Annotated in this window: 21 protein-coding genes and 1 pseudogene; 11 read left to right on the forward strand and 11 right to left on the reverse strand. The window is 64.5% G+C overall.

Features of this window, described 5'->3' with window-relative positions; all coding sequences use genetic code 11:
• Positions 1 to 13: 13 nt before the first annotated feature.
• The 3 genes from OWC48_RS27065 to OWC48_RS27075 all read right to left on the reverse strand — a co-directional run bounded on the left by OWC48_RS27065 (position 14) and on the right by OWC48_RS27075 (position 4,634).
• On the reverse strand, positions 14 to 3,340 hold the full coding sequence (locus OWC48_RS27065; protein ID WP_282522707.1) for an adenylate/guanylate cyclase domain-containing protein: 3,327 nt from the start codon (positions 3,338 to 3,340) through the stop codon (positions 14 to 16).
• Between the two features lie 353 nt (positions 3,341 to 3,693).
• Positions 3,694 to 3,930 carry an HGGxSTG domain-containing protein gene (locus OWC48_RS27070; protein ID WP_071917640.1) on the reverse strand — a complete coding sequence of 79 codons (237 nt, stop codon included), beginning with the start codon at positions 3,928 to 3,930 and terminating at the stop codon, positions 3,694 to 3,696.
• 29 nt (positions 3,931 to 3,959) lie between these two features.
• On the reverse strand, positions 3,960 to 4,634 hold the full coding sequence (locus OWC48_RS27075; RefSeq protein ID WP_282522708.1) for a hypothetical protein: 675 nt from the start codon (positions 4,632 to 4,634) through the stop codon (positions 3,960 to 3,962).
• Positions 4,635 to 5,057: 423 nt separating this feature from the next.
• Between OWC48_RS27075 and OWC48_RS27080 the strand changes: the two genes are divergently transcribed.
• The gene (locus OWC48_RS27080) at positions 5,058 to 6,032 is read left to right on the forward strand and encodes a tripartite tricarboxylate transporter substrate binding protein (RefSeq protein ID WP_282522709.1); all 975 of its coding nucleotides are present in this window, start codon (positions 5,058 to 5,060) and stop codon (positions 6,030 to 6,032) included.
• A 38-nt stretch (positions 6,033 to 6,070) separates the two neighbouring features.
• Here OWC48_RS27080 and OWC48_RS27085 read toward each other — a convergent pair whose 3' ends face one another.
• Positions 6,071 to 7,015, reverse strand: coding sequence for a lytic transglycosylase domain-containing protein (locus tag OWC48_RS27085; RefSeq protein WP_282522710.1), 945 nt, complete (start codon positions 7,013 to 7,015; stop codon positions 6,071 to 6,073).
• A gap of 176 nt (positions 7,016 to 7,191) precedes the next feature.
• Between OWC48_RS27085 and OWC48_RS27090 the strand changes: the two genes are divergently transcribed.
• Positions 7,192 to 8,226, forward strand: a complete 1,035-nt coding sequence (locus OWC48_RS27090; RefSeq protein WP_282522711.1) for a L,D-transpeptidase family protein — start codon at positions 7,192 to 7,194, stop codon at positions 8,224 to 8,226.
• An 8-nt stretch (positions 8,227 to 8,234) separates the two neighbouring features.
• Here the strand turns inward: OWC48_RS27090 and OWC48_RS27095 are convergent, their stop codons facing one another.
• The 3 genes from OWC48_RS27095 to OWC48_RS27105 form a co-directional block, all read right to left on the reverse strand.
• A complete protein-coding gene (locus OWC48_RS27095; protein WP_282522712.1) occupies positions 8,235 to 8,510 on the reverse strand; it encodes a hypothetical protein in 276 nt (91 codons plus the stop codon).
• A gap of 74 nt (positions 8,511 to 8,584) precedes the next feature.
• Positions 8,585 to 9,442, reverse strand: coding sequence for a VOC family protein (locus OWC48_RS27100; RefSeq protein ID WP_282522713.1), 858 nt, complete (start codon positions 9,440 to 9,442; stop codon positions 8,585 to 8,587).
• Between the two features lie 171 nt (positions 9,443 to 9,613).
• On the reverse strand, positions 9,614 to 10,804 hold the full coding sequence (locus OWC48_RS27105) for a urate hydroxylase PuuD (protein WP_282522714.1): 1,191 nt from the start codon (positions 10,802 to 10,804) through the stop codon (positions 9,614 to 9,616).
• 236 nt (positions 10,805 to 11,040) lie between these two features.
• Between OWC48_RS27105 and OWC48_RS27110 the strand changes: the two genes are divergently transcribed.
• Positions 11,041 to 12,381: a sorbosone dehydrogenase family protein gene (locus OWC48_RS27110; protein WP_282522715.1), complete on the forward strand. Its 1,341-nt coding sequence runs from the start codon at positions 11,041 to 11,043 to the stop codon at positions 12,379 to 12,381.
• Between the two features lie 45 nt (positions 12,382 to 12,426).
• Here the strand turns inward: OWC48_RS27110 and OWC48_RS27115 are convergent, their stop codons facing one another.
• The 3 genes and pseudogenes from OWC48_RS27115 to OWC48_RS27130 all read right to left on the reverse strand — a co-directional run bounded on the left by OWC48_RS27115 (position 12,427) and on the right by OWC48_RS27130 (position 14,606).
• The gene (locus OWC48_RS27115; RefSeq protein ID WP_282522716.1) at positions 12,427 to 13,227 is read right to left on the reverse strand and encodes an SDR family NAD(P)-dependent oxidoreductase; all 801 of its coding nucleotides are present in this window, start codon (positions 13,225 to 13,227) and stop codon (positions 12,427 to 12,429) included.
• A 1-nt stretch (position 13,228) separates the two neighbouring features.
• Positions 13,229 to 13,783 carry a carboxymuconolactone decarboxylase family protein gene (locus OWC48_RS27120; RefSeq protein ID WP_282522717.1) on the reverse strand — a complete coding sequence of 185 codons (555 nt, stop codon included), beginning with the start codon at positions 13,781 to 13,783 and terminating at the stop codon, positions 13,229 to 13,231.
• An 11-nt stretch (positions 13,784 to 13,794) separates the two neighbouring features.
• Positions 13,795 to 14,606 (reverse strand): annotated as a pseudogene (locus tag OWC48_RS27130) (SDR family NAD(P)-dependent oxidoreductase).
• A gap of 234 nt (positions 14,607 to 14,840) precedes the next feature.
• Between OWC48_RS27130 and OWC48_RS27135 the strand changes: the two are divergent.
• Genes OWC48_RS27135 through cyoD form a run of 4 tightly spaced genes read left to right on the forward strand, consistent with a single transcriptional unit; the run spans position 14,841 to position 18,691 of the window.
• Complete coding sequence (locus OWC48_RS27135) at positions 14,841 to 15,674, forward strand: cytochrome ubiquinol oxidase subunit II (protein ID WP_282522718.1); 834 nt, start codon at positions 14,841 to 14,843, stop codon at positions 15,672 to 15,674.
• Positions 15,664 to 17,664: a cytochrome o ubiquinol oxidase subunit I gene (gene cyoB, locus OWC48_RS27140; protein WP_282522719.1), complete on the forward strand. Its 2,001-nt coding sequence runs from the start codon at positions 15,664 to 15,666 to the stop codon at positions 17,662 to 17,664. Before OWC48_RS27135 ends, cyoB begins: the two co-directional genes overlap by 11 nt.
• On the forward strand, positions 17,664 to 18,305 hold the full coding sequence (locus OWC48_RS27145) for a cytochrome (ubi)quinol oxidase subunit III (protein WP_247307599.1): 642 nt from the start codon (positions 17,664 to 17,666) through the stop codon (positions 18,303 to 18,305). The genes cyoB and OWC48_RS27145 overlap by 1 nt, the downstream gene beginning before the upstream one ends.
• A complete protein-coding gene (gene cyoD, locus OWC48_RS27150) occupies positions 18,302 to 18,691 on the forward strand; it encodes a cytochrome o ubiquinol oxidase subunit IV (protein ID WP_282522720.1) in 390 nt (129 codons plus the stop codon). Before OWC48_RS27145 ends, cyoD begins: the two co-directional genes overlap by 4 nt.
• Before the next feature lie 214 nt (positions 18,692 to 18,905).
• On the opposite strand, the gene OWC48_RS27155 is transcribed toward cyoD, so the two are convergent.
• Positions 18,906 to 19,694 carry a thermonuclease family protein gene (locus tag OWC48_RS27155; RefSeq protein WP_282522721.1) on the reverse strand — a complete coding sequence of 263 codons (789 nt, stop codon included), beginning with the start codon at positions 19,692 to 19,694 and terminating at the stop codon, positions 18,906 to 18,908.
• Between the two features lie 201 nt (positions 19,695 to 19,895).
• Between OWC48_RS27155 and OWC48_RS27160 the strand changes: the two genes are divergently transcribed.
• From OWC48_RS27160 to OWC48_RS27175, 4 genes are all read left to right on the forward strand, one after another.
• Complete coding sequence (locus tag OWC48_RS27160; protein ID WP_282522722.1) at positions 19,896 to 21,494, forward strand: GMC family oxidoreductase; 1,599 nt, start codon at positions 19,896 to 19,898, stop codon at positions 21,492 to 21,494.
• Positions 21,495 to 21,501: 7 nt separating this feature from the next.
• A complete protein-coding gene (locus OWC48_RS27165; protein WP_282522723.1) occupies positions 21,502 to 21,951 on the forward strand; it encodes a hypothetical protein in 450 nt (149 codons plus the stop codon).
• 105 nt (positions 21,952 to 22,056) lie between these two features.
• Positions 22,057 to 23,076 carry a S1C family serine protease gene (locus OWC48_RS27170; protein ID WP_282522724.1) on the forward strand — a complete coding sequence of 340 codons (1,020 nt, stop codon included), beginning with the start codon at positions 22,057 to 22,059 and terminating at the stop codon, positions 23,074 to 23,076.
• Between the two features lie 59 nt (positions 23,077 to 23,135).
• Entirely contained in the window at positions 23,136 to 24,866 is a 1,731-nt protein-coding gene (locus OWC48_RS27175; protein WP_282522725.1) for an FAD-dependent oxidoreductase, read from the forward strand.
• The last annotated feature ends 111 nt before the right edge of the window (positions 24,867 to 24,977 follow it).

The following is a 24,977-nucleotide window of genomic DNA, read 5'->3' on the forward strand; positions in this document are numbered from 1 at the left end:
AGGCGGGACTGCGTCAGGCCAGCTGGTTGAGCAGCGCCCTGGCGTCCCTCAGGACTGGCGTGTCGAAGCCTTCGGTGAACGAGCCATATGCCGGCGCGAGGACGTCGTGAGCTTCCATGCACTTGCCTTGATCGCGCCACAGGCGGGCGAGGCTGGTCGCAGCGCGCAGCCCAAACGTCTTCGCACTCTGGCGCTTGGCCACCGCGAGCGCTCGATGATAATTCTGCTCCGCAGCTGCTTGGTTGCCTCGCGCGTTCGCCATGTCGCCTCGAAGTCGATACAGCTCGGCTTCACTGGATCGTTCCTCGGTCGTCTCGATCAGCTGCGCAGCCTCGACGAGGCAGTTCCGCTCCTCCTGCAGATCCCCGACCTTGGCGTGAGCCTCGGCGAGAAAACAAAGTGCGCGCGGCGTGTGCACGACAGCTCCGGCACCACGAAGCACCGAGAGCCCTTTCGCGAGCAACGGGATGCCGTCCTGCGCTTGTCCAAGTGCTGTCAACGAGCGACCACGCTGGAGAAGTCCGAGACCCAACCAGAGCGGAAAGCCATGCTCGTTCGAGAGGGACAGCAGTTCCTCCGCATGCCGCAATGTGTCAAGCGGCAAGCCGGCGGCCGCCTCCACTGCGCACACCTTGCTCAACACAAAGGCCACAGTGAACGGATGGTCGAGCGAACGGGCCTCCTTTAGCGCCTCGTCGACGCGCGCGCGTCCCTGATCGATGTGGCCCAGAAGCGCCAATGTCACCGCCAAGTGACCCTGGCTCGCCGCGTGCGGATCGGCCACCGCTATGGCGGCACAAGTCGCGCGAGCGGCGGGATCTCTCAAGCCGTCACACAGCTCAAGAAGGCCGCGTGCTGTCACAAACTCCCCGCGATAGTGGCAACTGGCGCCGTGGATATAGCGACCCAGCAGCAGAGTGGCTCGATCGTTTCTTGTGTCGCCCAATTTCTCCATCTGCTCGGCAAGGGATACCGCCAGCTTGTGCTCGGCCCGAACCGAGTGGAAGCCCCATTGGAAATAGAGCAGCGGAGCGAGACGATCCGGTCGATCGAACCGCTCCGCGAGTGCTCGCGCCCTGTCGAGGGTATCGGCCACCGCCGGCGCCGAATACCCCCTAGCCGCCATCAGAGCCCGCCCGAGGGCAATCTGCAGGTCGAGTTCGTGCTGCACGGGCCGCGACTCCTCGGGCATGTTCGCCAGCAGTTCGAGACCCCTCTGCAACTGCGCTACCGCTTCCGTCATCGCCGACCGCGCGACCGCCTGCTGGCCGGCCTTGAGTCGATAGCCGACCGCCTTGTCGTTGAAGGCGGCCTCGGCACAATGATAGGCCATGAGTTGCGGCTGAGCGGCCGCGATTTCAGGGAACTGGCTCTCTAGCGTCGTCGCAACGCGGGCATGGATATGCTGACGTCGACCGCGCAGCATGGTGCTATAGGCTGCGTCCTGCACCAGCGCGTGCTTGAAGGTGTACTCTGCATCAGGCGGGATCCCCCGCTGGAAAACCAGTTCGGCGCGAACGAGCTGCGCCAAGGCCCCGTCTACCTGCTGCTGCGGCATCGCTGCGACCGCGCTGATCAGTTCATGCGAGAACGACCGCCCGAGAGCGGCGCCGATCTGCGCCAGCTCGCGGACTGGCGCCAAGCGATCGAGACGAGCCAGGAGCGAGGCGTGGAGCGAGGTAGGGATGGCAAGTCGAGGCACGGGCTCCCTCGCATCGAAGCGGTCACCAGCATCGGCCAGAATGCCACTGTCGATCACCGCCTTGGTCAATTCCTCGATGAACAGCGGTACGCCATCGGTCCGATCGATGATCTGTTCGGCGATCTCTTGGGGCAGCGCCTTGCCGCCGGTCACCTGCATGATCATCTCGGCGCGCTGTGGACGCGACAGACGACTGAGGCTCATCGATGTCACGTGCGAGCGCCCGGTCCAGGGCGGCGCCAACTCGGGCCGGAAAGTGATGATCAGCAAGACCCGGAGGGTGGCCACCCGGTCGACGACGAGGTCCAATAAGTCGAGCGAGGTGGGGTCGATCCAATGCACATCCTCGAACACCATCAGCACGGGCCGGCGCGTTGCCAGTCCCTCGAGCTGGGCTAGGAGGACCTGGAGCGTCTTCTCCTTGCGCTTCTGCGGCGTGAGGCTGAGAGGTGGATAGCTATCGCCTGTTGGCACGGACAGCAGGTCCGCGATCAGAGGAACGGCCTCGCTAAGGTCCGCGTTTGCCTCCGTGAGCAACGCCTCGAGCTTGTCCAAACGTTGCTGGTCCGTATCGTCACGCCGGAATCCTGCTGCGCGCTCGAGCTGTGATATGGTCGGGAAAAGTGCACTGTCCTGGTGATGTGGCGAGCAGAAACGGCGCAAGCGGATATGTGGATCATCGCTCAGCCGCTCCACCGCGGTCTCGGCAAGGCGCGATTTGCCGATGCCGGGTTCACCCGATATCAGCACGGCAGAGCCATCACCACGTTTTGCCTGCTGCCAGCGGCGCATGATCAGCTCGATCTCCTCATCACGACCGAGTAGTGGCGTTCTGGCTACGCGCAAGGCCTCGAAGCGGCTATCGACCGCGCTCGCACCGATGACTCGCCAGACCGGCACCGGATCGCGGAAGCCTTTGATGGACACACTCCCGAGAGCGAAATATTCGAAGAGGCCGCCGATGAGGCGGCGGGTGCTGCCGTCGATCACAACTGTATCCGGCTCGGCCAGCGCCTGAAGCCGCGAGGCCAGATTGGCGGTCTCACCGACCACCTCACACTGCTGCGATGGGCCGTCCCCGATGAGATCACCGACGATCACCAAACCAGTGGCAATCCCAATTCGTGCTCGCAATCTTACCCCTGGACCGGCATCGAGGCCCGTCACGGCCGCGACCAATGCCAGTCCGGCGCCTACAGCGCGCTCAGCATCGTCTTCATCCGCCCGCGGATAGCCGAAATATGCGAGCACGCCGTCGCCCATATATCTTGCAACGAATCCGCCAAATTTCGCGATCTGCTGGGCACAGCAGCGGTGGTACGCACCAATGATTTCTCGCAAATCCTCCGGGTCGAGCCTTGTCGAGAGCGCCGTCGAGCCAACTAAATCAGCGAACATCACCGTGAGTTGACGTCTCTCGGCCGAGGTCCAGGGAGTACGCACGGGTCTTCGTCCGGTCTCAGCGATCTCCGCAATCGCGCGCAACATCTTTTTGCGATGGCCGAGCGAGACACCAAGTTTTTCGAGGTCATTGTCAGTCAGTTCGCGCAGAACGCTTGGATCAATGTCGTTCTCGGCAAAGCGCTGCGCGTATTGCCCTAGGCCAAGTGTATCGAGCCACTCCGCAATCTGCTGCATTGGCTCCACCGACTGTCTGATTGACGGCCAGCCAAATTTGGGGACTACGGCAGAAAAGTCTATCCTGATCTTGTCAGCATAGCATACTTCTAGCTTGCGGGGTTCGGCCGCGGCTTACCTTCGATTGTTGCCAAATGGTGTAACAGTACTGGTGCCAACTACCAAACCGCGCATGGCATGATGAGAACAACTCGACAAATAACTGCAACGATGTCCGCTATCGCCGGGCAGGGACACATGTCTCCTAGTGGCCCATCGCGACCCCTTTCACTGCCGCACGAACCTGGTCGCTATTGGGGCAACGCAGACGTAGCCTTCGTCGCATCACGCCGCGGGGCTTATGGGTATACGGTCTAGCCCAACTCTTGCAGCAGCTTCCGCGTCTCGCCCAGCAACGCCCGTATCGCCCTTCGTTCTGCGATCCGGTCCTGCGTGAATAGCCCATGCTTCCGCGCATTCTGATTTCCCCTCGGTGCGCCTGATCTCGCGGCGCTGCCATGCATGCGACAGCGGGTCTTGCCGTGCACCGCCGGCGCGAGGCAGGCGGTGCCGCTGCGTGTCCTGGCGCCGCAGCGCGGACTCGCCTGCATCGCAGCCGTGTTGCGGGTGTGATCGCCGCTCACGCGGTGGCGCCTTGTGCGGCATCGACCGGTTCATGTTCGCCTTCGCCGGCTTCGCGAGGCGAGATCGATCCAGCAAACATCGCTGTGTCCCTGGTGTCTTGCTCCGTTACGAGCATGTCCGCGTGCTGTACGGCGTGGCTCGCGGTGGCTCCCGTGCCATCCTGCACCGTCAGACTCTCCACCGTGATCGCCCGCTCGCCATTGTTGCGGTATCGGTTGAGCGCCTCGACCTGGGCCGGAAAGATTCGCGCCAGCTTGGCGAGCGCGCGTGAGGCGCTGTCCTGCCGCGGGATGTCGTCGGCGAAGGCGAGGCGATGGGCGCAGCGCATCGCCAGGACGTGAATGCTCACCATCTGTGCCGCCAGCATGGCCTCGATGGAGTCCCGCGGCGCGATGCTCTTCATCATCGAGATCATGAAGGCGAGATTGGCCTCGTCCGGCTTCTGCGCAACCACGCTGGCTTGCACCAATTGCTTCAAGATGCCGTGCAGCGCATCGCGATCGACGGCGCCAAGCGCATCGGCCAGCAGCCGTTCGCCGGCTTGCGGATCGGGATGGTTGATTGCAATGCGCCACTTGTAGAGTTTTACGCGCGGGCTCGCAGCCGGGTCGCTGCGATCGGTTGTCGCAACCGGCGGTGTGGTGTGGCGATTTGGAGATGTCGTCGTCATGTGCTGTGTCCTTTGCCGGCGCAGGCGCGCGAACGACCGCTCGCTTGCTGCGCGCGATTACCGATTTTGAGATGTCGATGAGAGGCTTACGCACGATCGCGGCGAGGCGCCCGTGGAGTGGGCGGCGTGGACGCTGGCGATTGTTGCGATGATGCCATCATGCCGGTGTTTTGCCCGACGTGTCAAACTGCATTTCGCGATATCCGAAAACGCGTGTCCTGCGCAAGTCCTTGTTCTGACAGGGGCCGGTTACTGTGCATGGGGTTGTTTTTCGCATTTTTTGTTGGGATGCGGCTCTCGCGTGCCGCGCGACGGAATGCCGGCGTGCAAACGCGATTGCGAAATCCGGCGCGACCGCTAATCATGATCTCCAGATGCGTCGCACCATGCAAAGGCGGCGGTGCGGGTCCGGGGAGAGAACCAATGCAACGAACGCTTCGCCTGCTGGCGATTGTCGCCGGATTGTGCGTGACGACCGAGGCTCTCGCGCAGAAATATCCGACGCGTCCGGTCAAGATCATGGTCGGCTTCAGCGCGGGCGGTCCGGTCGATGTGGTCGCGCGCATCGTCGGCGACCGGCTGAGCAACAAGCTCGGCCAGCCCTTCGTGGTCGAGAACCGTGCCGGCGCCAACGGCATGATCGCAGCCGAGGGCGTGGCGCGCGCGGACGCGGACGGCTACACCATCCTCGCCTGCAACTCGTCCACCATCACGCTCAACAAGACGCTGTTCAAGGACGCCCGCTACGATCCGCAAGGGGACTTTGCGCCGCTCACCACCGTCATCTCGGCGCCGCTCGTTCTCGTGGTCAATCCCGAGAATCCCAAGACCGCTGACATCAAGACCGTGGCCGATCTCGTCGCGGCGGCGAAGGCCGCGCCCGGCGCGCTCGCTTACGGCTCGGGCGGCAACGGCAACCTCGCCCATCTCGCCATGGAGCTGCTCAGCCAGAAGGCCGGCATCAAGCTGATCCACGTGCCCTATCGCGGCGGTGCGGCGTCCGAGGTCGGCATCCTCGCGCAGGAAGTCCTGGCGGTGTTCGATCCCTTGTCCGCCGTGCCGCTGGTGAAGGCCGGCAAGCTGCGTGCGCTCGCGGTGTCATCGGCCGAGCGGCTGCCGGCGCTGCCTGACGTGCCGACCGTCGCGGAAGCCGGCTATCCCGGCTTCGACATCTCGTTCTGGGTCGGCTTCTTCATGCCGAAGGCCGTGCCCGCGCCGATCCGCGAGACGCTGCACCGTGAGATCGTCGCCGCCGCCAGGGATCCTGCGGTGCAGGAGCGGCTGGAGTCGCAAGGCGTCGTGAGCGTGCTCAGCCCGGCCGACTACGCCGCGAAGATCGCGAAGGAGACCACGGAGCTTGCCGAGGTCGTCGCGGCCGCGAACATCAAGGCGGAGTAGGGGGCGTCGCGGCGAGAGGATCTGCTTGCGCTAGCGGATCAGCGCTCGCTCGATGCGAGACGCACTGCGCGGGCCTTCGCGCTCTTTCCGGCGGCGCGGGCTGCGATCATGCCGCGCGCCTTGCCGTGACTGGTCTTCCGGATCAAGAATGCAAGCCGCTTGCGCGCACGGCTGGCGGTCAAACGCGCCGCCAATTGTTCGCCCTTGCGAATGATGGTGGCTGCCGAGGTCGTCAGGTTCACCGGAACCCAGACGACGTCCTTTGTCTTGGAGAGACTGCCGATGCCTTCGCACGGCGCTTCGCGCGGCAGGTCGATGCGGATCGCAAGCGCCCCCGCGCGCTCGGTCCACTCCTCGGCCCTGGTGCCGGTGATGATGCGGACATAGTCGCGGGTCTCGCGCGGCAGCTCGCTTTCCCGGGCAAGCCACTTCTGGATCCGGCCGGGGCCTGCGTTATAGGCGGCTGCGGCAAGGCCGAGATTGCCGAAATCGTCGCGGAGCTTGCGCAGGAATCTGGCCGATGCCGGCAGCGCCTTCATCGCATCGAAGGGATCGTCCAGCCCGACTTCGGCGGCGGTCTCCGGCATGAACTGCGCGACGCCCTGCGCGCCGGCCTGGCTGACCTCGTTCGATTTGAAGCGGCTTTCCTGCCAGATCAAGCGCGCGAAGAACGGCACCGGAATGCCGCTCGCCTCGGCGGCTTCGCGAAGCGCGTGGCAGAATCGTTCGGTCGGCGAAACCGGCGCCTGCACGGCAGTTTCGACGACGCGCGGCGGCTCGGGTGTCTCGTCATAGGCCGCGCGCGCATTGGCGAGCTCGATGGCTTGCACGCTGGCGAGGAAGAGCTCGACCACAGGAACAAGTGGCGAGGCTTGTGTGTTTTGAAGAATGGCGTGGTCGAAGCTTGTTTGCCGGGACGTCGACGGATCGAGGTCGTACATCAGAATCAGAAACGCGGCGCAGACCGCGACGACAAATCGCATTGCGTGGACAACCTCGAACCGTGGGATGAACGACCGGCGCTGCGCCGGCAATAAGGAGTTCTTAACCGTCCGATTGCGGCGAAGCTGCGGTCTCGCCGGTTCCGTCGGTGTTACTACGGTGTTCCCGCAGCGAAACTCTCCGCGGTTTTGCGGAGCGATGAATTGGGACGAGCGACATGACGCGATGGATGCTTGGCGCGGTGTTGACGCTGTGGATGATCTGTCCCGCGCTCGCGAATAATTTCGATGCCACCGCGGTGAACGATGCCGCGCGTCCCGCAAGACGGCCTGCGACCGACAAGGTCAACGCATCCGCGACGAAGCTTCAGGTCATGCTGGACCGTGCGCAGTTCTCGCCCGGCGAGATCGACGGCAAGCTCGGCGAGAACGCGCAAAAGGCGCTGAAGGCATTCGCCGAGCAGAACGGTATCGCATCCGACAAGGGAATAGCGCAGGAGCTCTGGGACAGACTGAGCGCGGCGAGCGAAGGTCCTGTTGTCGTCGACTACAAAATCACCGATGCCGATGTGAAGGGACCATTCCTGAAGGTGCTGCCGGGCAAGCTGGAGGACATGAAGTCGCTGCAAGCGCTGAGCTACACCAGTCCGCTCGAGGGGCTCGCCGAGAAATTCCACATGAGCGAGGATTTGCTTCGGACGCTCAATGCGGGCAAGTCTTTCGACAAGGCTGGCGAGACGATCATCGTTGCAAACGTTTCGGCACGGCGGGAGCTGCCACGCATTGCGCGGCTCGAGATCGACAAGAAGAATGGGACATTGAAGGCGTTCGACGGGTCCGACCGTCTGCTCGCGTTCTATCCGGCGTCAATCGGCAGTCCGGATCGCCCAACGCCGAGCGGCACGCTCAAGGTCACCAGCACCAGCGACAAGCCGACCTACCACTACAATCCCGACTACAAATTCCACAACGTCAAATCCAAGGCGCCGTTCGACGTCAAGCCGGGGCCGAACAATCCGGTCGGGGCCTACTGGATCGGCCTGTCGGCGCAGGGTTACGGCATCCACGGAACGGCGGAGCCCGACAAGGTCAGCAAGTCCGCATCGCACGGCTGCATAAGGCTGACCAATTGGGACGTGCGCATGCTGGGCGACAACGTCAAGCGCGGTACGCCGGTTGTCTTCCTGGACGCGCCAACGGAATCCTCGTCGAAGCAGCACGGGAAGTCCGGCGGCAAGCGCGCCTCGAATTAGTCCTCGAACTAGTCCTTGGGAAAATCCTTGCGCATCGCGATCTCGGCGGCATCGCCGGGCGACAGCACGGTCTGATCGAACGCTGCTTGCGGCTTCGTCATGATGTCGTAGAGCGAGATGCCCTTGATCGGCTTATCCATGAGCACGCGAACGCAGTCGGCGAGCGTGCCGTTGTAGACGAGATAGGGCGGACCCCGGTGCTTCTGTCTCTCGCCTTTCAGCGACGGCCACTTCTTCAGTTCGGCCGGCGCGTCATAGGCGATCGGCGATTCCTCTTTGAACATGCGCTCGGTCTCGGGTGGAAAACCCGAAAATCCTAGGCTTGCCCGGTAAACGCTTGTTAAAGAATTAGTTCAAATCAGCCGGCAACGAAGGCGAGCAGGGTGCCGTTGGCCTTGGCCGGCGGCACGCAGATCGCAGCGCCGCTGCGCAACGCCGCCGGACCCAGCGCCTTCTCGGTGGCTGCGAGATCGCCGCTGACGAGGACCAGGGCGGCGCCGCCGCGCCCGGAAAGACCGGTGAGTGGCACGCCGGGATAGCGTTTGCCGAGCTGCTCCAGCGTCAGATAGACGAAGTCGGCGCGGTCGCCGCCGGACGGCACGGCGACCGCACCGTCGGCTTCCGCCTTCGGTTCTCGGTCGATCAGGCGGCCGAGATGCGCCGCATCCTGCGCGGGCTCGGGCGTTGCGATCAGCGTCTGCCTGATCCGCTTCGCCGCATTGGCATGCTTCATCAATTCAGGAATCCACACCGTCTCGCGGGTCTTGTGCTGGCAGGCGAAGATGCGCACGCCGCCGGGGGCTTCCGCGGTCGGCCACATGAAGGTGCGGAATTTTGCCGCCGAGATCGTGCCATCGGGCAGCGTCACCGGCCGTTCGAAATCGGTCGGGCCGATCGGCGTCAGGCCGCGCGCACGGATCTCCTCGGCGCCGGCCGCGCTATCGAGCGCCGTGAAGGCGATGCGCTCGATGCCCTCGCCGTGCCTGTCGACGAAGGCGCGGGCCGGTGCGTTGTGCTCGGTCGCCACCAGCACGCCGAGCAGCTCCATATAGTCGGGGTCGAACATGATAGTGTAATTGCCGGTGCCCATATGCGCGCTGTGGGTGCCGCGTGGCGACAGCGTGAAACCGAGCTGCCTGTAGTTTTCTGCGGCCTTGTCGAGGTCCCGAACCATGACTACGGCGTGGTCGATACCGATGATGTTCTTGAGGGCCACTGTTCTTTCCCCGCAGCAAATGCAAATTTGGACTTGGACCTGGACTTGGACCTGGACCGCGCCAGCGGCCGCTGGCCCCTGTCTACGCCGGATAGGCGATCAAGTCATTTTCAAATCGGGGGCAGATGCGGAATTTCATTTCGCGAAATGCGGTGTCGACGCGTGATGGCGTCACTGCGCCTGCTCGATATAGGCGGCGAGGATGGCGCGCTCCTCGCTGGTCATGTCGGTGATGTTGCCCGGCGGCATCGCATTGGACCACGCCGCCGCGCGGCCGATCAGGCGAATGTTGCGATGGATGTGCTCGGGCGCGTCGAGCAGGATGCCTTTGGGCGCGGTCACGATGCCGGCCCAGACCGGCTCGGCCGCGTGGCACATGCTGCAACGGGACATCACGATCTCCTCGACATTGGCGCGCGTCGGCTGCGCGGACAGCGCGCCCGTCTTGACCTCGCGGGGGCCGGCGGCGGAGAGCAACAGGATCGCGATCACGCCCAATGCGGCGACGCCCCACACCCACCACGGCGATTTGCGCCCCGCGTGCCGCTCGTTGAAGAAGTGGCGGATCACGGGGCCGAGCGCCAGAATGATCGCGACGATGATCCAGTTGAAGCGCGTCGCGTAGAGCAGCGGATAGTGATTGCTGATCATCAGCACGACGACGGGCAAGGTCAGGTAGTTGTTGTGAACCGAGCGCTCCTTGCTGGTCTTGCCGAGCTTCGGATCGGGCGCCTGTCCCGCGATCAGGCTGGCCACGATCTTCTTCTGGTTCGGGATGATCAGTGCGAACACGTTGGCGACCATGATGGTGCCGATGATCGCCCCAATCTGGTTGAAGGCGCCCCGACCGCTCAGGACGTGCGTGAAGGCGTAAGTGAGCGCGACCAGGAACAGATAGCCGCCGATGGCAAAGGGCAGCTCGCGCTGCGCAAGCCCGGTGCGGCAGGCGGCCTCATAGAGCAGCCATGCCAGCGCCAGGCTGCAGAAGCTGAACAGCCCGGCCTGGAATGGCGTGAGGTCGAGGATCGACTTGTCGACCAGGAACAGGTCGGCATCGAGATAGTACACCACCACCATCAGCGCGAAGCCGGACAGCCAAGTGGTGTAGGCCTCCCATTTGAACCAGGTCAGCTCCTCCGGCATCTGGCTCGGAGCCACCAGATATTTCATCATCCGGTAGAAGCCGCCGCCATGGACCTGCCAGGCTTCGCCCTGCACGCCGTCCGGCAGGTCAGCCTTCGGCTTCAGGCTGAGATCGAGGGCGATGAAGTAGAAGGAACTGCCGATCCAGGCGATCGCCGCCACCACGTGCAGCCAGCGCAGCAGCAGGCTCGCCCATTCCGATATGATGGATCCCCACATGATCACCCCATCAATTGCGACCTGGATGCCGCAGCTTTGATGACCGCAACCGGCGGTCGCGCCCTTACAATGTGTCGCACCGATCTGCCGCATTTTCCAGTACGATGGGCCGCGGCTGATGCACATCGTGCGGGCATGAGCTGACGTGGGATTCGGCAGGTGTCTGGACTGCCGCAGAACATTTGCGGACCTATAAGCGTCGACGTTCAGGACGCGCAGGCTGGGAGGAAGACGACGTGAAAAGCAGGATCTCGTCCGCAGCAACGGCTGCGGGATTGCTGGTCGCGGTTGCTGCCAGCGCGCAGGCCGAGCCGGTTCTGCAAGGCAAGGACGCCTATGGCGATTGGCAGGCCGACAAGCCCGGCACGGTCAGGTTGATCCGACCGCAGGATCTCGTCAGGCCCGGCGCGACGCGGTCGGTTGCGAGCACCGCGCGTGTGGCGTCGCGACCGCCGGAGGCCACGCCACGTGTGCCGGCGGGTTTCAAGATCGAGCTGTTCGCCGAAGGCTTGCGCGCGCCGCGCATTGTGAGGGTCGCGCCGAACGGCGATGTCTTCGTCGCGGAGACGCGGGCCGACGCCATCCGCGTGCTGCGCGCCGGGGATGGCGGCAAGGCCGCGACCAGCGAGGTGTTTGCCAGCGGATTGAGACGGCCGTTCGGCATCGCCTTCTTTCCGAACGGCGACAATCCGCAATGGGTCTATATCGCCAACACCGACAGCGTCGTCCGGTTTCCCTATCAGGCCGGCGATCTCAAGGCGCGCGGCAGGGCGGAGACGATCGTGGCAAGCCTGCCGCATGACGGCAGCCATTCCACTCGCGACATCGTCTTCACGCCTGACAACAAGCGCATGTTCGTGTCGGTCGGCTCGCTCAGCAACGTCGCCGAGGGCATGGGTACGCCGCCGGGCGGGTTGGAGGTGTGGTCAAAGACGCAACCGCTTGGCGCGACCTGGGCGAGTGAGACCGAGCGCGCCACCGTGCTGGCCTTCAATCCCGATGGCAAGGAGCGGAAGATCTATGCCACCGGCATCCGCAACTGCGTCGGCCTTGCGATCCAGCCGCAGACCGGGCTGCCCTGGTGTTCGACCAACGAGCGCGATGGCCTCGGCGACGATCTCGTGCCCGATTTCGTCACCAGCGTGAAGGAGGGCGCGTTCTACGGCTGGCCGTGGTTCTACATCGGCGGCAACGAGGACCCGCGCCACATCGGCGCGCGGCCGGATCTGAAGGACAAGGTGACGGTGCCCGATGTGCTGGTGCAGCCGCACTCGGCGTCGCTGGGCATGACCTTCTATCAGGGCACGCAGTTTCCGCCGGAGTATCAGGGCGAGGCCTTCGCCGCCGAGCACGGCTCCTGGAACAGGTCGAAGCGCACCGGCTACAAGGTGATCCGAATCCGGATGAAGGACGGCATGCCGACGGGCGAGTACGAGGATTTCGTCACGGGATTCGTCGTGAACGACACGGAGGTCTGGGGAAGGCCGGTTGGTGTTGCCGTGGCGAAGGATGGATCGCTGCTGGTGTCGGAGGACGGCAATGGCACGATCTGGCGGGTGACGCGCGCACCGCAGTGACGCTGTACCCTCCCCTGGAGGGGGAGGGTAAGCAGCGCGCTCGACTTACCCCCGTCTCACACTCGCGCCACCATCCACCGGCAGCGTCACGCCCGTGATGAAGTTCGCCTCGTCCGACGCCAGAAACAGCGCGGCGTTTGCGACGTCCCAGCCGGTGCCCATCTTCCTGCGCAGCGGCACCTTGCTGTCGCGCTCGGCTTCGACTTCGGCGCGGGTCTTGGACCATTCGCGGGCGCGGGTGTCGACGGCCATCGGCGTGTTCATCAGGCCGGGCAGGATGACGTTGGCCCGGATGCCGTATTCGGCGTTCTGGTAGGCGAGCTGTTCGGTGAAGGCGATCATCGCCGACTTCGTCGCCTTGTAGGCGACGTAAGGATAGGTCGTGATCGCGGCCATCGAGGAGATGTTGACGATGGCGCCGCTTCTTTGCGCGCGCATAATCGGGATCACTTCCTTCGCTGCGAGAATGCAGCTCTTCAAGTTGATGGCGACGACACGGTCGAACGCCTCCTCGGTGATTTGAAGCAGCTCGGCATCGCCGCCGGACAGGCTGACGCCGACATTGTTGTGCAGCACGTCGATACGGCCCCAGCGCGATTGCGCGTCCGCCACCATCGCCTTGATGTCCGCGGATTTGGTCACGTCGGCCTTGAAGGCCGCGGCGGTGCCTTGCTCCGCTGCGATCAGATCGACGGTTTCCTGCGCCGATTCCAGATGATGGTCGACGCACAGCACTTTGGCGCCCTCGCGCGCGAAGGTCAGCGCGGTGGCGCGGCCATTACCCATGCCTTCGCCGGGGCTCTGGCCGGCGCCGACGACGATCGCGACCTTGTCCTTCAAGCGCATGTCACTTCACTCCCGGGATCGGGTACTGCTGGAGTACCTCTTTGTAATACGGCTCGTTGTCGATCTTCATGGTGGCGAGCACGCGCACCACGCCGCAATAGAAGGCGATGGTGAGCGCGAGGTCGACCATGTGCTCGTCGGAGAGATCTTTCTTGATCTCGGCGAAGGTGGCGTCCGACATCGCGAGCTCGCGCACCATCTCGCGGGCGCCTTTCAGGATCGCCCTGGCGAGCGGCTCCAGCTTCGACGGCTTGCCCTCGGTCTCCGCCATCAGGCCTGTGATGTCCTCGTCGGTGACGCCGAACTCCTTGCCGATCTTCACATGGTGGGTGAATTCGTATTCCGACTTCTCCATCCAGCCGACCTGGAGGATCGCGAGCTCCCGCAGCCGCGGGTCGAGCTTGCTCTTGAAGCGGATATAGCTGCCGATGTCGTTGAAGGCGCGCGCCATCTCCGGCGAGTTGACCAGCAGCTTGTGCAGATTGGTGTTGCGCTTGAGCATGTCGCGATATTCGGGCGCGACCTGGTCGGCCTCGAGATAGGGCAGGCGGGCCATCCGTGTTCCTTTCAGTGTTCCTGTGATTCACGTTCCGGCGCTTGCAGCGTCACGCCGCCGTCGACCACCAGCACCTGGCCGGTGATGTAGCGTGCAAAGTTGCTGAGCAGGAATTTGACGGCGTGGCCGACGTCCCAGCCGGTGCCTTCGGTCTTCAGCAGCGAGGCCCTGGCGCGGTTGGCGCGCGCCTGTTCGCTCATGCCGCGGGCATAGACCATGGGCGTGTACATCGGTCCGGGGCAGATGCAGTTGACGCGGATGTTGTCGCGACCGTGATCAACCGCCATGGCGCGCGTGAGACCGATGATGGCGCCTTCGACGTCGTGTAGGTCGTGAGCCCACGCGGCCGCAGCGCCGAGATCGAGGAGATATTGACGATCGCGCCGCCCTTGGCGGTCTTGATCATCGCGGGGATCGCGTGCTTGGAGAGCAGGAACATGGTCTCGACGTTGACCTGCATGACGCGGCGATACTGCTCGGGTGTCTCGTCGACCACGCTGCCGCGGCTGCCGATGCCGACATTGTTGTCGAGGAAATCGAGCCGGCCCCAGCGGTCAAGCGCGGCCTCGACCAGTATTTTGCAATCGGTTTCGCTGGTGACGTCGCCGCCATGTGCCGCTGCCGTGCCGCCCTCGGCCATGATCATCTCCACGGTGCGCTCGGCGAGCTTGAGGTCGCGATCGGCCACCAGCACTTTTGCGCTGGCGCGGGCCAACAGAATTGCTGCAGCGCGGCCGTTGCCGATGCCGTCGCCAGCGGCGCCACCGCCGCTGATCAGCGCCACCTTGCCGGCGAGGCCGGCATCGTCCTCGGGGCCCTGCATGTCGTCTCATCCCAAATTATTTTCGTGCAGATTAGCAATCGCCCTGACAGGAGAGAAGGCTGGCGGTCCCGCGCAGATGTCATTGACATCGCATGGAATTGCATGCCGCCGGGCGGCACGGCGCGCGATTGAGCGGGCGTATCGCGGAACCGTTCTGCCGAGCTTGCGTTTGTTGCGGGGGCTTTTCCGCGCTAGGCTCTTCCCCGGGGTTTCCCAATCGCCAGTGGCTTGCCGATGAATCTGCTCGATCCACAAGGGCCGGTGGCTGCCGCCAACAGCACCATCCTGGTCGATTCCGTCTTCATCATGCTCGTGATCGTGGTGCCGACCATTTTCGCGATCTTGGCCTTTGCGTTCTGGTTTCGTGCGTCCAATCCGAGAGCACGTTACCAGCCTGACTTCGTCTATTCCGGCCGCGTCGAGATGGTGGTGTGGGCGATCCCCGCGCTCACCGTGATCCTGCTCGGCGGCGTCGCCTGGATCGGCTCGCACCAGCTCGATCCCGCAGCACCCGTGCCGGGCACCGGCAGTCCGGTCCGCATCCAGGCGGTCTCGCTCGACTGGAAATGGCTCTTCATCTATCCGGACCAGCGCATCGCCACCGTCAACACGCTGACGGTGCCGGCCGGCGCCGAGTTGAATTTCCAGCTGACGTCGTCGAGCGTGATGAACGTGTTCTTCATCCCGCAGCTCGGCAGCATGATCTACACCATGAACGGCATGGTGACGAAGCTGAACCTGCGTGCCGACAACGAGGGCAAGTTGCAGGGCCTGTCGGCGCATTTCTCCGGCGACGGCTTTCCCGACATGATGTTCGACGTCAACGTGATCTCGCCGCTCGCCTTCCCGGACTGGGTCGCGACCACGGCGAAGACCGATGCCGTGCTGAACGAGGAGAGCTACACGAAACTGATGCAGCAGGGCATCGAGAAGAACAGGCTGACCTTTCGCCTGGACGATCCCCGGCTGTTCGACCTGATCGCATCCCAGCACATTCCGCCAGGGCCCGGCCCGGAGCTGCTCTCCGATGCCGGCAGGCCGCACAGTGGAGGCCACGATGCTCGGTAAGCTCGATTGGTCGGCGATCCCGTTCGACCAGCCGATCCCTCTGGTCGCGGGCGCCGTAGTGCTGGTTGCGATCCTCGCGGTGCTGATCTGGGTCGTCGTTAAGGGACATCTGCCGTATCTCTGGCACGAGTGGATCACCAGCGTCGACCACAAGCGCATTGGCGTCATGTATATCCTGCTGGCCTCGGTGATGCTGCTGCGCGGCGGCAGCGATGCCATCATGATGCGGCTCCAGCAGGCGGTCGCCTACCAGTCACAAGGCTATCTCCCACCGGAGCACTACAACCAGATCTTCTCGGCGCACGGCACCATCATGATCTTCTTCACGGCGATGCCGTTCGTGATCGGGCTGATGAACCTGATTGTGCCGCTTCAACTCGGCGTGCGCGACGTTGCTTTCCCAACGCTGAATTCGGTCGGCTTCTGGCTGACCGCGACCGGCGCGCTGCTGGTCAATATCTCGCTCGTGGTCGGCGAGTTCGCGCGCACCGGCTGGCTGGCTTTTCCGCCACTGTCGGAACTGTCCTATTCGCCGGGCGTCGGCGTCGACTATTACGCGTGGTCTTTGCAAATCTCCGGCGTCGGCACGCTGGTCGCCGGCATCAATCTAGTGACCACCGTGCTGAAGCTGCGCACCAAGGGCATGAACTATCTGCGCATGCCGATGTTCTGCTGGACCACACTGGCCTCGAACCTCCTCATCGTCGCAGCGTTCCCGATCCTGACTGCCACGCTGGCGATGCTGCTGCTCGACCGTTACCTCGGCTTCCACTTCTTCACCAATGAAGCCGGCGGCAACGTCATGATGTTCATGAACCTGATCTGGGCCTGGGGGCACCCCGAGGTCTATATCCTCGTATTGCCGGCCTTCGGCATCTTCTCCGAGGTGGTGTCGACTTTCTCGGGCAAGGCGCTGTTCGGCTACCGCTCGATGGTGCTCGCGACCATGGCGATCTGCGTCATTTCCTTCATGGTCTGGCTGCACCATTTCTTCACGATGGGCGCCGGTCCCGACGTCAACGCCATCTTCGGCATCGCCAGCATGATCATCGCGATACCGACGGGAGTGAAGATCTACAACTGGCTTTTCACGATGTATGGCGGCCGCATCCGTTTTGCGACGCCGATGCTGTGGGCGGTCGGGTTCATGGTCACCTTCATCATCGGCGGGTTGACGGGTGTGCTGGTCGCGGTGCCGCCGGCCGACTTCATGCTCCACAACAGTATGTTCCTGGTGGCGCACTTCCACAACGTCATCATCGGCGGCGTGCTATTCGGCGCCTTCGCCGGCTTCGAATACTGGTTCCCGAAGGCGTTCGGCTTTCGTCTCGACGAGCGCTGGGGCAAGGCCGCGTTCTGGTTCACCTTCCTCGGCTTCTACGTCACCTTCATTCCGCTCTATGTCGCCGGCATGCTCGGCATGACCCGGCGCATGCAGCACTATGACGTCGCGGCTTGGCGGCCATGGATGTTCGTGGCGGCCGCCGGCATGGCGGTGCTGTCGATCGGCGTGATCTGCCAGATCGTGCAGCTCGTGGTCAGCATCCGCAACCGCGAGGCCCTGCGCGACCGCACCGGCGATCCCTGGGACGGCCGCTCGCTGGAATGGGCGACGTCGTCGCCGCCGCCGGTGTTCAATTTCGCGTTCCATCCCGACGTGCGCGGCGAGGATGCCTATTGGGACATGAAGGCGGCCGCCCAGCAGCAATCGCTCGATCACGCCGCGCCCGAATATCACGACATCGAGATGCCCCGGAATTCACCGACCGGTTTCATCTGCGCGTTCTTCGCCACCATCATGGGCTTCGCGCTGATCTGGCACATCTGGTGGATGGTGATCCTGGGCGGCATCGGCGCATTCGCGACCTTCGTCGTGTTCGCCTGGCGTGACCATGACGAATACGTCATTCCGGCCGCCGAGGTCGCAGCGATAGACCGCATCAATCTCGAGGAACGGCGCAGCCTCGTCAGCATGGCGGGAGCGCTCTGATGTCGATGACGGCGACCGCCGGCCGCGCGCATGCCGACCCCCACCACATCGGGCTCGTCGTCGAGCACCCCGGCCCGGCATCGAAACGCATCGTGACTGCCTACGGCTTCTGGGTCTTCCTGCTCTCCGATATCGTGATGTTCTCCTGCTTCTTCGCGGCCTATGCGGTGCTGTCCGGCCAGACCGCCGGCGGCCCCAGCGGCTCGGAGATCTTCGAGCAGAGGAACGTCGCGATCGAGACGGTCTGCCTGCTGCTGTCGAGCTTCACCTGCGGCATGGCCAGCATTGCCGCCGACGTGCGCAACCGGTTCTGGTTCTATCTCGGCATGACCGTGACCTGCGTGCTCGGACTGATCTTTCTCACCATCGAGTTCCGCGAATTCGCCGACCTCGTCGCACGCGGCTATGGCCCGTCGCGCAGCGCGTTCCTGACCTCGTTCTTCTCGCTGGTCGGATGCCACGGCCTGCACGTCTCCGCCGGCGTGCTCTGGCTGCTCACCATGATGGCCCAGGTGTTCGCAAAGGGCTTTCGTGCCGACGTCTTGCGCCGGATGATGTGCTTTGCGCTGTTCTGGCATGCGCTCGACATCGTCTGGGTCGGGGTCTTCTCCGTCGTCTACCTGCTTGGGAGTGCCGTATGAGCGATCAGATGCATGTGCGGACCGGACACGATCTCGCACCGGGCGAGGAAGAGCAGCACAGCGTCGGCGAGCGGGTGCTCGGCTATGTCGTTGGGCTCGGCCTCGCGCTGGTGCTCACGGCAACCTCGTTCTTCATTGCCGGCACCGACCTGGTCTGGCAGCCGTCCATCCCCGTCGCTCTGATCGTGCTGGCGATCGCGCAGATGGGCGTGCACCTCGTGTTCTTCCTGCACATCACGACGGGGCCTGACAACACCAACAACGTGCTGGCGCTCGCCTTCGGCCTTCTGGTCGTCTTCCTGGTCGTTGGCGGCACCGTCTGGATCATGGGGCATCTGAATGCCAACATGCCGCCGATGGATCAGATCATGCCGATGCGGAAATAGGGCGCACAAAAAAGAAGAGCCGCTTGTTGTGACAAGCGGCCCAAGTCTAGGGAGGAAACGCCCGAGCAAAGCAATCGGACCGAAGCCGGATTGCTGCCAAGGAACGCTCGCGCAAAGCGCTTGCGTACATATTAGATGTAGCAACCCCCGAGAGAGTTCAATTCCGGATCAATACTGTCTCCGGCTACCGCTCACATACCCGTGACGGGCTTCCTCATTTCGGCCGGCGGCAATTGTAGGCCTTGCGGAAGCCGGCGGCCTGCGCGTCGTCCTCCGAGCAGAACCAGCGGTCCGGCTTGGTGGTCGCGGGATAGCTCGGGCAGCCCCTCAAGTGATAGATGCCGATATTGCCGGTGACGCGCGCCCGCACGGCGAGCTTGCCCTTGATGCTGCAACTCGGCGGCATGGTCGGCTCCTCCGGAAAAAGCGCCGCGCGGATTTCCTTGTCGCGGTCGGCGCGGCAGGCGGCGCCGAGCAGCGCGCCGTCCTTCTTGCCCATGCGGAATTCTTGCGGTGCAACAAAGCAACCCTTCCAGATCCCGGCTGACGCGGTTTTGGCATCGGCCGCGGCAGGCTTGACGTTCGCCTTGATCGGCTCGCGGGCGATGGCATAGCCAAGCTTGACCAGCTGCTCGTTCAACGAGACCTTGTCGCCCTCGGCCGTGCAGATCGCCCGGTGCCGTTTGCCGAAACTCTTTTCCGGCCCGACATCGTCACAACGCACGCTGCGTTTGTTGATCAGCTTCGCCAGCTGGTCGCGGGCCTCGATGCCGCAGGTCCAGGGATCGGCGTGATCGTCGATGCAGACCTGGTCCAGCTCGGGCGCGTCGACGCCGTCGAGGCGGTAGGTGACGTCGCCGAGCTGGATCGAATTGGCGTCCCGGATGGTCGCGGCCGCCGTCAGCGCGGAGGCCGGCCCGGAAGAGGTCAGAAACCCGGACAGAGCGAGAAACGAAACAAGCGCGAAGGCGCGGGCGGCGGCAAATGAATTCCTAAAGGACATAACGTCTCGCTATCGATTGCTCTGGCGCCTCGTTCCTAGCATCCGGACGTCGCGATACCAATGGTCTGCGCCCTGCGAAGTGCGACATTCGCGCGCCAGCCTTTACTGACCGGCCGGTCTGCCCCTATCGTTCGGCACGATCAAAAACCTGCGCAGGCCGAATCGCCCTTGAAGCGGCGAGGGCGGGAGGAAGTAGTTTCGATGAAAGACCCCGTGGACGTCCTGATCATCGGCGCCGGCGCTTCAGGTGCCGCGATCGCGTGGTCGCTGGCCGAGACCAAGATGCACATCCTCTGCCTGGAGCAGGGCGGCTGGATGAACCCGGCGGAATATCCCAGCACGGGCCGCGACTGGGAGGCCAAGTTCTACGGCGAGTGGTCGTCGAGCCCGAATGTCCGCGGTCGGCCCGAGGACTATCCGATCAACGACGACAATTCGCCGATCAAGGTCGTCAACTACAACGCGGTCGGCGGCTCGACGGTGATGTACACCGCGCACTGGCCGCGGCTCCATCCCTCCGATTTCAAGGTGAAGACGCTCGACGGCGTCGCCGACGACTGGCCGATCGACTACGACGCGCTGACGCCGTTTTTCGAAGAGAACGATCGCATCATGGGCACGTCCGGGCTATCGGGCGATCCGCTGTCGCCGTTGACGCATCCGCCGATGCCGCAGCAGCCGATGGGATTGTCCGGCGCGATCATCGGCAAGGCCATGAACAAGCTTGGCTGGCACTGGTGGCCGTCGGACACGACGGTCGCGACCACCGACTATGAGGGCCGCGCGCGCTGCATCAATCTCGGCCATTGCACGCCGGCCTGCGCCCAAGGCGCAAAATCCTCGACCGACATTACCTATTGGCCGCAGGCGATCCGTGCCGGCGTCGAGCTGCGCACGTATTGCCGGGTGCGCGAGATCACCACCGACGAGAACGGCATGGCCTCGGGCGTGGTCTATTACGACAAGGACGGCGTCGAGCAGTTCCAGCCGGCGCATGTCGTGATCATCGCCTGCAACGGCGTCGGCACGCCGCGGCTGCTGCTCAACTCGGCATCCAACCGCTTCCCGCACGGTCTTGCCAATTCGTCGGGCCTCGTCGGCAAGAACCTGATGTTCCATCCCTATGCGCAGATCTACGGCTACGTGAAGGAGCCGACCGATAGCAACCGCGCGCCGCCGACCTGCCTGTGGAGCAAGGAGTGGTATGACACCGACCTGTCGCGCGGCTTCGTGCGCGGCTACGGCGTCCAGTTCGTGCGCGGGGCAGGACCGGTGTTCGAGGCCGTCGTCAGCGAACAGAAAGGCATTTTGCCATGGGGCGCGGATCATCACCGCGTCTTCCGCAAGCTCAACGGCCATCGGCTGGGATTCTCCGCGATCTGCGAGGACCTGCCGGAGGAGCACAATCGCGTCACGCTCGATCCCGTCATGAAGGACAGCCACGGCATTCCCGCGCCGAGGATCGACTACACGATCAGCGAGAACAGCCGGAAGATGATGGAGCATGCGCTCGCCCGCGGCCGCGAAGTTCTGGAATTGGCGGGGGCGACCGACATCTGCGTCAACTCGCCGATCCCGTGGGGCGGCTGGCATCTGCTCGGCACCGCGCGGATGGGCACCGAGCCCGAACGCTCCGTCGTGAACGAATGGGGCCGCACGCACGACGTGAAAAATCTCTTCATCGTCGACGGCAGCATCTTCGTCACCTCGGGCGGCGTGAATCCGACGTCCACCATCCAGGCCCTCGCGCTCTACATCGCCGACCAGATGAAGCAGCGCCTCGCAAACTTGTTCGACTGAGGCCGTCATGTCCGCAGACAATCAACTCACGCGCGTCCAATGCAACGACCTCCGCACCATCGCAGCGATGATCGTGCCCGCCAGCGACGAGTACAAGGTGCCCGGCGCCGACGACCCCGCGATCCAGACCGATGTTCTGACGACGCTGGGCCGCGACACCAAATTGGTGGCGGCGGCGCTGGATCATCTGGCCCGGCTCGCACGGCAACCGCTCGCCGAGCTCGATGCCGCCAGGCGCGATGCGGTGGCGCAGGAGTTTCGGAGTTCCGGCGGTGCGGCTGCCGCAACGCTCGTCCGCGTCGTCCTGCAATGCTACTACCGTGACGACCGGGTGCTGCGCTCGCTCGGGCTCGAGCTGCGCGCGCCGTTCCCCAAGGGCTACGTGCTCCCGGACGGCGACTGGTCGCTGCTCGATCCGGTCAAGGCGAGGGCGGGCACGCTGCGGCGCGCGCCCTAGCCACCTTGGTAGTCAAGCGCTGGCAGCCCAGCCTTGCGCCCCAGGCGGGCCACTTGCGCTGGCAGGAACAGGCCACCATCTGTGTGAGCCTCAAGGACTCTTGCCATGTTGGATTTTACCTCAGACATCGTCGATGACGCCGCGTCATCGCGAGCGACTGCGTCTGCTCCGGTCGATGACCGGGCCCTGCTGGACGCCTATTCCAACGCCGTGATCGACGTGACCGACCGTGTCGGTCCCGCCGTCGTGCGCGTCGAGACCGGGCCAAAGGTGCCGAACAGCCGCGAGCGCGGCGGGCTCGGCTCCGGCATCGTGATCTCGCCGGACGGGCTGGTTCTCACCAACAGCCATGTGGTCGGTTCCTCCAAGGAGATCCGGCTGCGGGACGTCGAGGGTAACGTCGGTGAGGCCCGGGTGCTCGGCGTCGACCCCGACACCGATCTGGCGCTGCTGCGCGCCAACGGCGTCCGCGACTTGCCCTATGCAGCGCTCGGCAACTCCAAGACCCTGCGGCGCGGCCAGCTCGTGATCGCGATCGGCAATCCGCTCGGCTTCGAGTCGACCGTGACCGCCGGCGTGGTCTCGGCGCTGGGGCGCTCGATCCGCTCCGTGAGCGGCCGCACCATCGAGGACGTGATCCAGACCGATGCCGCGCTCAACCCCGGCAATTCCGGCGGGCCGCTGGTGTCGTCGAATGCCGAGGTGATCGGCATCAACACCGCCATCATCAACGGCGCGCAAGGCATCTGCTTCGCGGTTGCCAGCAACACCGCGCAGTTCGTGCTGTCGGAGATCATCCGCCACGGCTATGTCCGCCGCGCCTATATCGGCGTCGCCGGGCAGACTGCACCGGTGCCACGGCGGCACGCGGTGCTGGCCGGTGTCGACAACAAGATGGGCGCGCTCTTGATGCAGATCGAGCCCGACGGACCGGCGGCGAAGGCGGGCCTGTTGCCCGGCGACGTCGTCATCAAGCTCGACGGCGTCGATATCAACGGCGTCGACGATCTGATCCGCGTGCTCGACCGCGACCGGATCGGTCACCGGCTCGCCATGGACGTGCTGCGGCTCGGCCGCCTGCGGGCGATCGATATCGACCCGATCGAACGCAAGCCGGCGCGCTAGCGTTGGTGCCTCCGGGCGAGGTATGACGGTGTCATGCCTCGTTCCCGGACCCTTGCCGCATGATGCCGGCGCATGAGACCTACGATGTCATTGTCGTCGGCGCCGGTGCCGGTGGCATGACGGCTGCGGCCGTTGCCGCCGCTGAAGGCTTGCGCGTGCTGGTGATCGAGAAGACGGCGTTCGTCGGCGGCACCACCGCCTGGTGCGACGGCATGGTCTGGATCCCCGCCAATCCCAAGATGAAGGACGTAGGGCTGTCCGACAGCATCACGGACGCGGTCCGGTATCTGTCGAGCACCGTGCCGGAGCCTGCCAATGCCGGCTTGCGCGCCGCCTTCCTCGCGCGCGGGCCGGAGGCGGTCGCCTATCTCGAAGCCAACACCGAGGTTCGCCTCGAGCCGGTGAAAGCCTGTCCGGACTGTTATCCGGAGCGGCTGGGCGCGACATCAGGCGGGCGCGTGCTCGAGCCGGTCGCTTTCGACGGCACCCGGCTCGGCGCGCATTTCGCGCGGCTGCGCGCGCCGCTGCCGGAGTTCACGATGTTGGGCGGGATGATGGTCAATGGCCTCGACATCCCGCATCTGCGCCGGGCCGGAAAATCGCTGCGTTCGACCCTGCGCGCGGCGCGGCTGGTTTCCGAGTACGCGTTGCAGCGGCTGCGCAATCGGCGCGGTACGACGCTGCATCTCGGCAATGCGCTCGCGGCGCGGCTCTATGCCTCGCTGCTGGCGCGTCAGGTCGAGATTCTCTTCTGCGCCGATGTCGAAGACTTGTCGATGCAGGGCGATCGCGTCGGCGGCGTTGTCATCCGCCACGGCTCCCGTGACCGCCTGATCGCCGCGCGCCGCGGCGTGGTGGTTGCTACCGGCGGCTTTTCGCACGACGCTGTGTTGCGCAAACGCTTCTTCCCGGCCGCGGCCGGTTTCGTCTCGGCGGCCAGCACCGCTGTCACGGGCGACGGGCTCCGGCTTGCAACCACGGCCGGTGCCGCGCTCAACACGGAGGCGACGAGCCCGGCCTATTGGGTGCCGGCCTCGCTGTTCCGTCGCGCCGATGGCAGCCGTGGCGTTTTTCCACATACGGTGACGGACCGCGCCAAGCCCGGCGTGATCGCCATCAACGCGGCCGGCCGTCGCTTCGTCAACGAGGCGCAGTCCCACCATGAGTTCGTGCTGGCGATGTTGCGCGACAGCAATGGCGAGCCGGATCGGCCGTTTTATCTCGTCTGCGACCGTCGGTTCCTGTGGAGCTATGGCCTCGGTCGCATCAAGCCGTTTACGCTCAACCTCCGGCGCCATGTGGCGAGCGGCGAGTTGCTCAAGGCTCCCGACATCGCGCAGCTCGCGGCCAAGATCGGCGTCGATCCGTCCGTGCTCACGACGACGATCGCAGGTTACAACGTTGATGCGAAGCAGGGCCGCGATCCCGAATTCGGTCGCGGCAGCACCATCTATCAGCGCCACCTCGGCGAAGCCACGCACAAGCCCAATCCCTGCGTCGCGCCGATCCTCCGCGCGCCGTTCTTCGCGATGCGCATCCATCCGGCCGATCTCGGCACCGCCATCGGCATGAAGGTGGATGCCCAGGCCCGCGTGCTGCGCGAGGACAGTACGCCGGTCGCGGGGCTCTACGCCTGCGGCAACGACATGGGGTCGATCATGAACGGCAATTATCCGGGACCGGGCATCACGCTGGGGCCGGCGCTGACGTTCGGGTATATCGCGGGGCGGCATCTGGCGGAGGGGAGTGTGATGACAGCGACGTCTGCGGTTGCAGGGACTCCCGTCTAACCATCTCCACCGCTGTCATTCCCCGCGAAGGCGGGGAATCCAGTACGCCGGGGCCTATCGATTGAGCCACAACCGTCTCGGAGTACTGGATCGCCCGGTCGAGCCGGGCGA

The organism is Bradyrhizobium sp. Arg816 (assembly GCF_029989365.1).
In the GTDB taxonomy this organism is placed as follows: Bacteria; Pseudomonadota; Alphaproteobacteria; order Rhizobiales; family Xanthobacteraceae; genus Bradyrhizobium.

Coding starts and splice junctions, on each gene's coding strand:
- OWC48_RS27065 (WP_282522707.1), bottom strand. CDS start 3,340: ATGCAGCAGATTGCGGAGTGGCTCGATACACTTGGCCTAGGGCAATAC.
- OWC48_RS27075 (WP_282522708.1), bottom strand. CDS start 4,634: ATGACGACGACATCTCCAAATCGCCACACCACACCGCCGGTTGCGACA.
- OWC48_RS27105 (WP_282522714.1), bottom strand. CDS start 10,804: ATGTGGGGATCCATCATATCGGAATGGGCGAGCCTGCTGCTGCGCTGG.
- cyoB (WP_282522719.1), top strand. CDS start 15,664: ATGCTCGGTAAGCTCGATTGGTCGGCGATCCCGTTCGACCAGCCGATC.
- OWC48_RS27115 (WP_282522716.1), bottom strand. CDS start 13,227: ATGCGCTTGAAGGACAAGGTCGCGATCGTCGTCGGCGCCGGCCAGAGC.
- OWC48_RS27080 (WP_282522709.1), top strand. CDS start 5,058: ATGCAACGAACGCTTCGCCTGCTGGCGATTGTCGCCGGATTGTGCGTG.
- cyoD (WP_282522720.1), top strand. CDS start 18,302: ATGAGCGATCAGATGCATGTGCGGACCGGACACGATCTCGCACCGGGC.
- OWC48_RS27070 (WP_071917640.1), bottom strand. CDS start 3,930: ATGCAGGCGAGTCCGCGCTGCGGCGCCAGGACACGCAGCGGCACCGCC.
- OWC48_RS27155 (WP_282522721.1), bottom strand. CDS start 19,694: ATGTCCTTTAGGAATTCATTTGCCGCCGCCCGCGCCTTCGCGCTTGTT.
- OWC48_RS27160 (WP_282522722.1), top strand. CDS start 19,896: ATGAAAGACCCCGTGGACGTCCTGATCATCGGCGCCGGCGCTTCAGGT.
- OWC48_RS27090 (WP_282522711.1), top strand. CDS start 7,192: ATGACGCGATGGATGCTTGGCGCGGTGTTGACGCTGTGGATGATCTGT.
- OWC48_RS27120 (WP_282522717.1), bottom strand. CDS start 13,783: ATGGCCCGCCTGCCCTATCTCGAGGCCGACCAGGTCGCGCCCGAATAT.
- OWC48_RS27170 (WP_282522724.1), top strand. CDS start 22,057: ATGTTGGATTTTACCTCAGACATCGTCGATGACGCCGCGTCATCGCGA.
- OWC48_RS27175 (WP_282522725.1), top strand. CDS start 23,136: ATGATGCCGGCGCATGAGACCTACGATGTCATTGTCGTCGGCGCCGGT.
- OWC48_RS27095 (WP_282522712.1), bottom strand. CDS start 8,510: ATGTTCAAAGAGGAATCGCCGATCGCCTATGACGCGCCGGCCGAACTG.
- OWC48_RS27085 (WP_282522710.1), bottom strand. CDS start 7,015: ATGCGATTTGTCGTCGCGGTCTGCGCCGCGTTTCTGATTCTGATGTAC.
- OWC48_RS27165 (WP_282522723.1), top strand. CDS start 21,502: ATGTCCGCAGACAATCAACTCACGCGCGTCCAATGCAACGACCTCCGC.
- OWC48_RS27145 (WP_247307599.1), top strand. CDS start 17,664: ATGTCGATGACGGCGACCGCCGGCCGCGCGCATGCCGACCCCCACCAC.
- OWC48_RS27135 (WP_282522718.1), top strand. CDS start 14,841: ATGAATCTGCTCGATCCACAAGGGCCGGTGGCTGCCGCCAACAGCACC.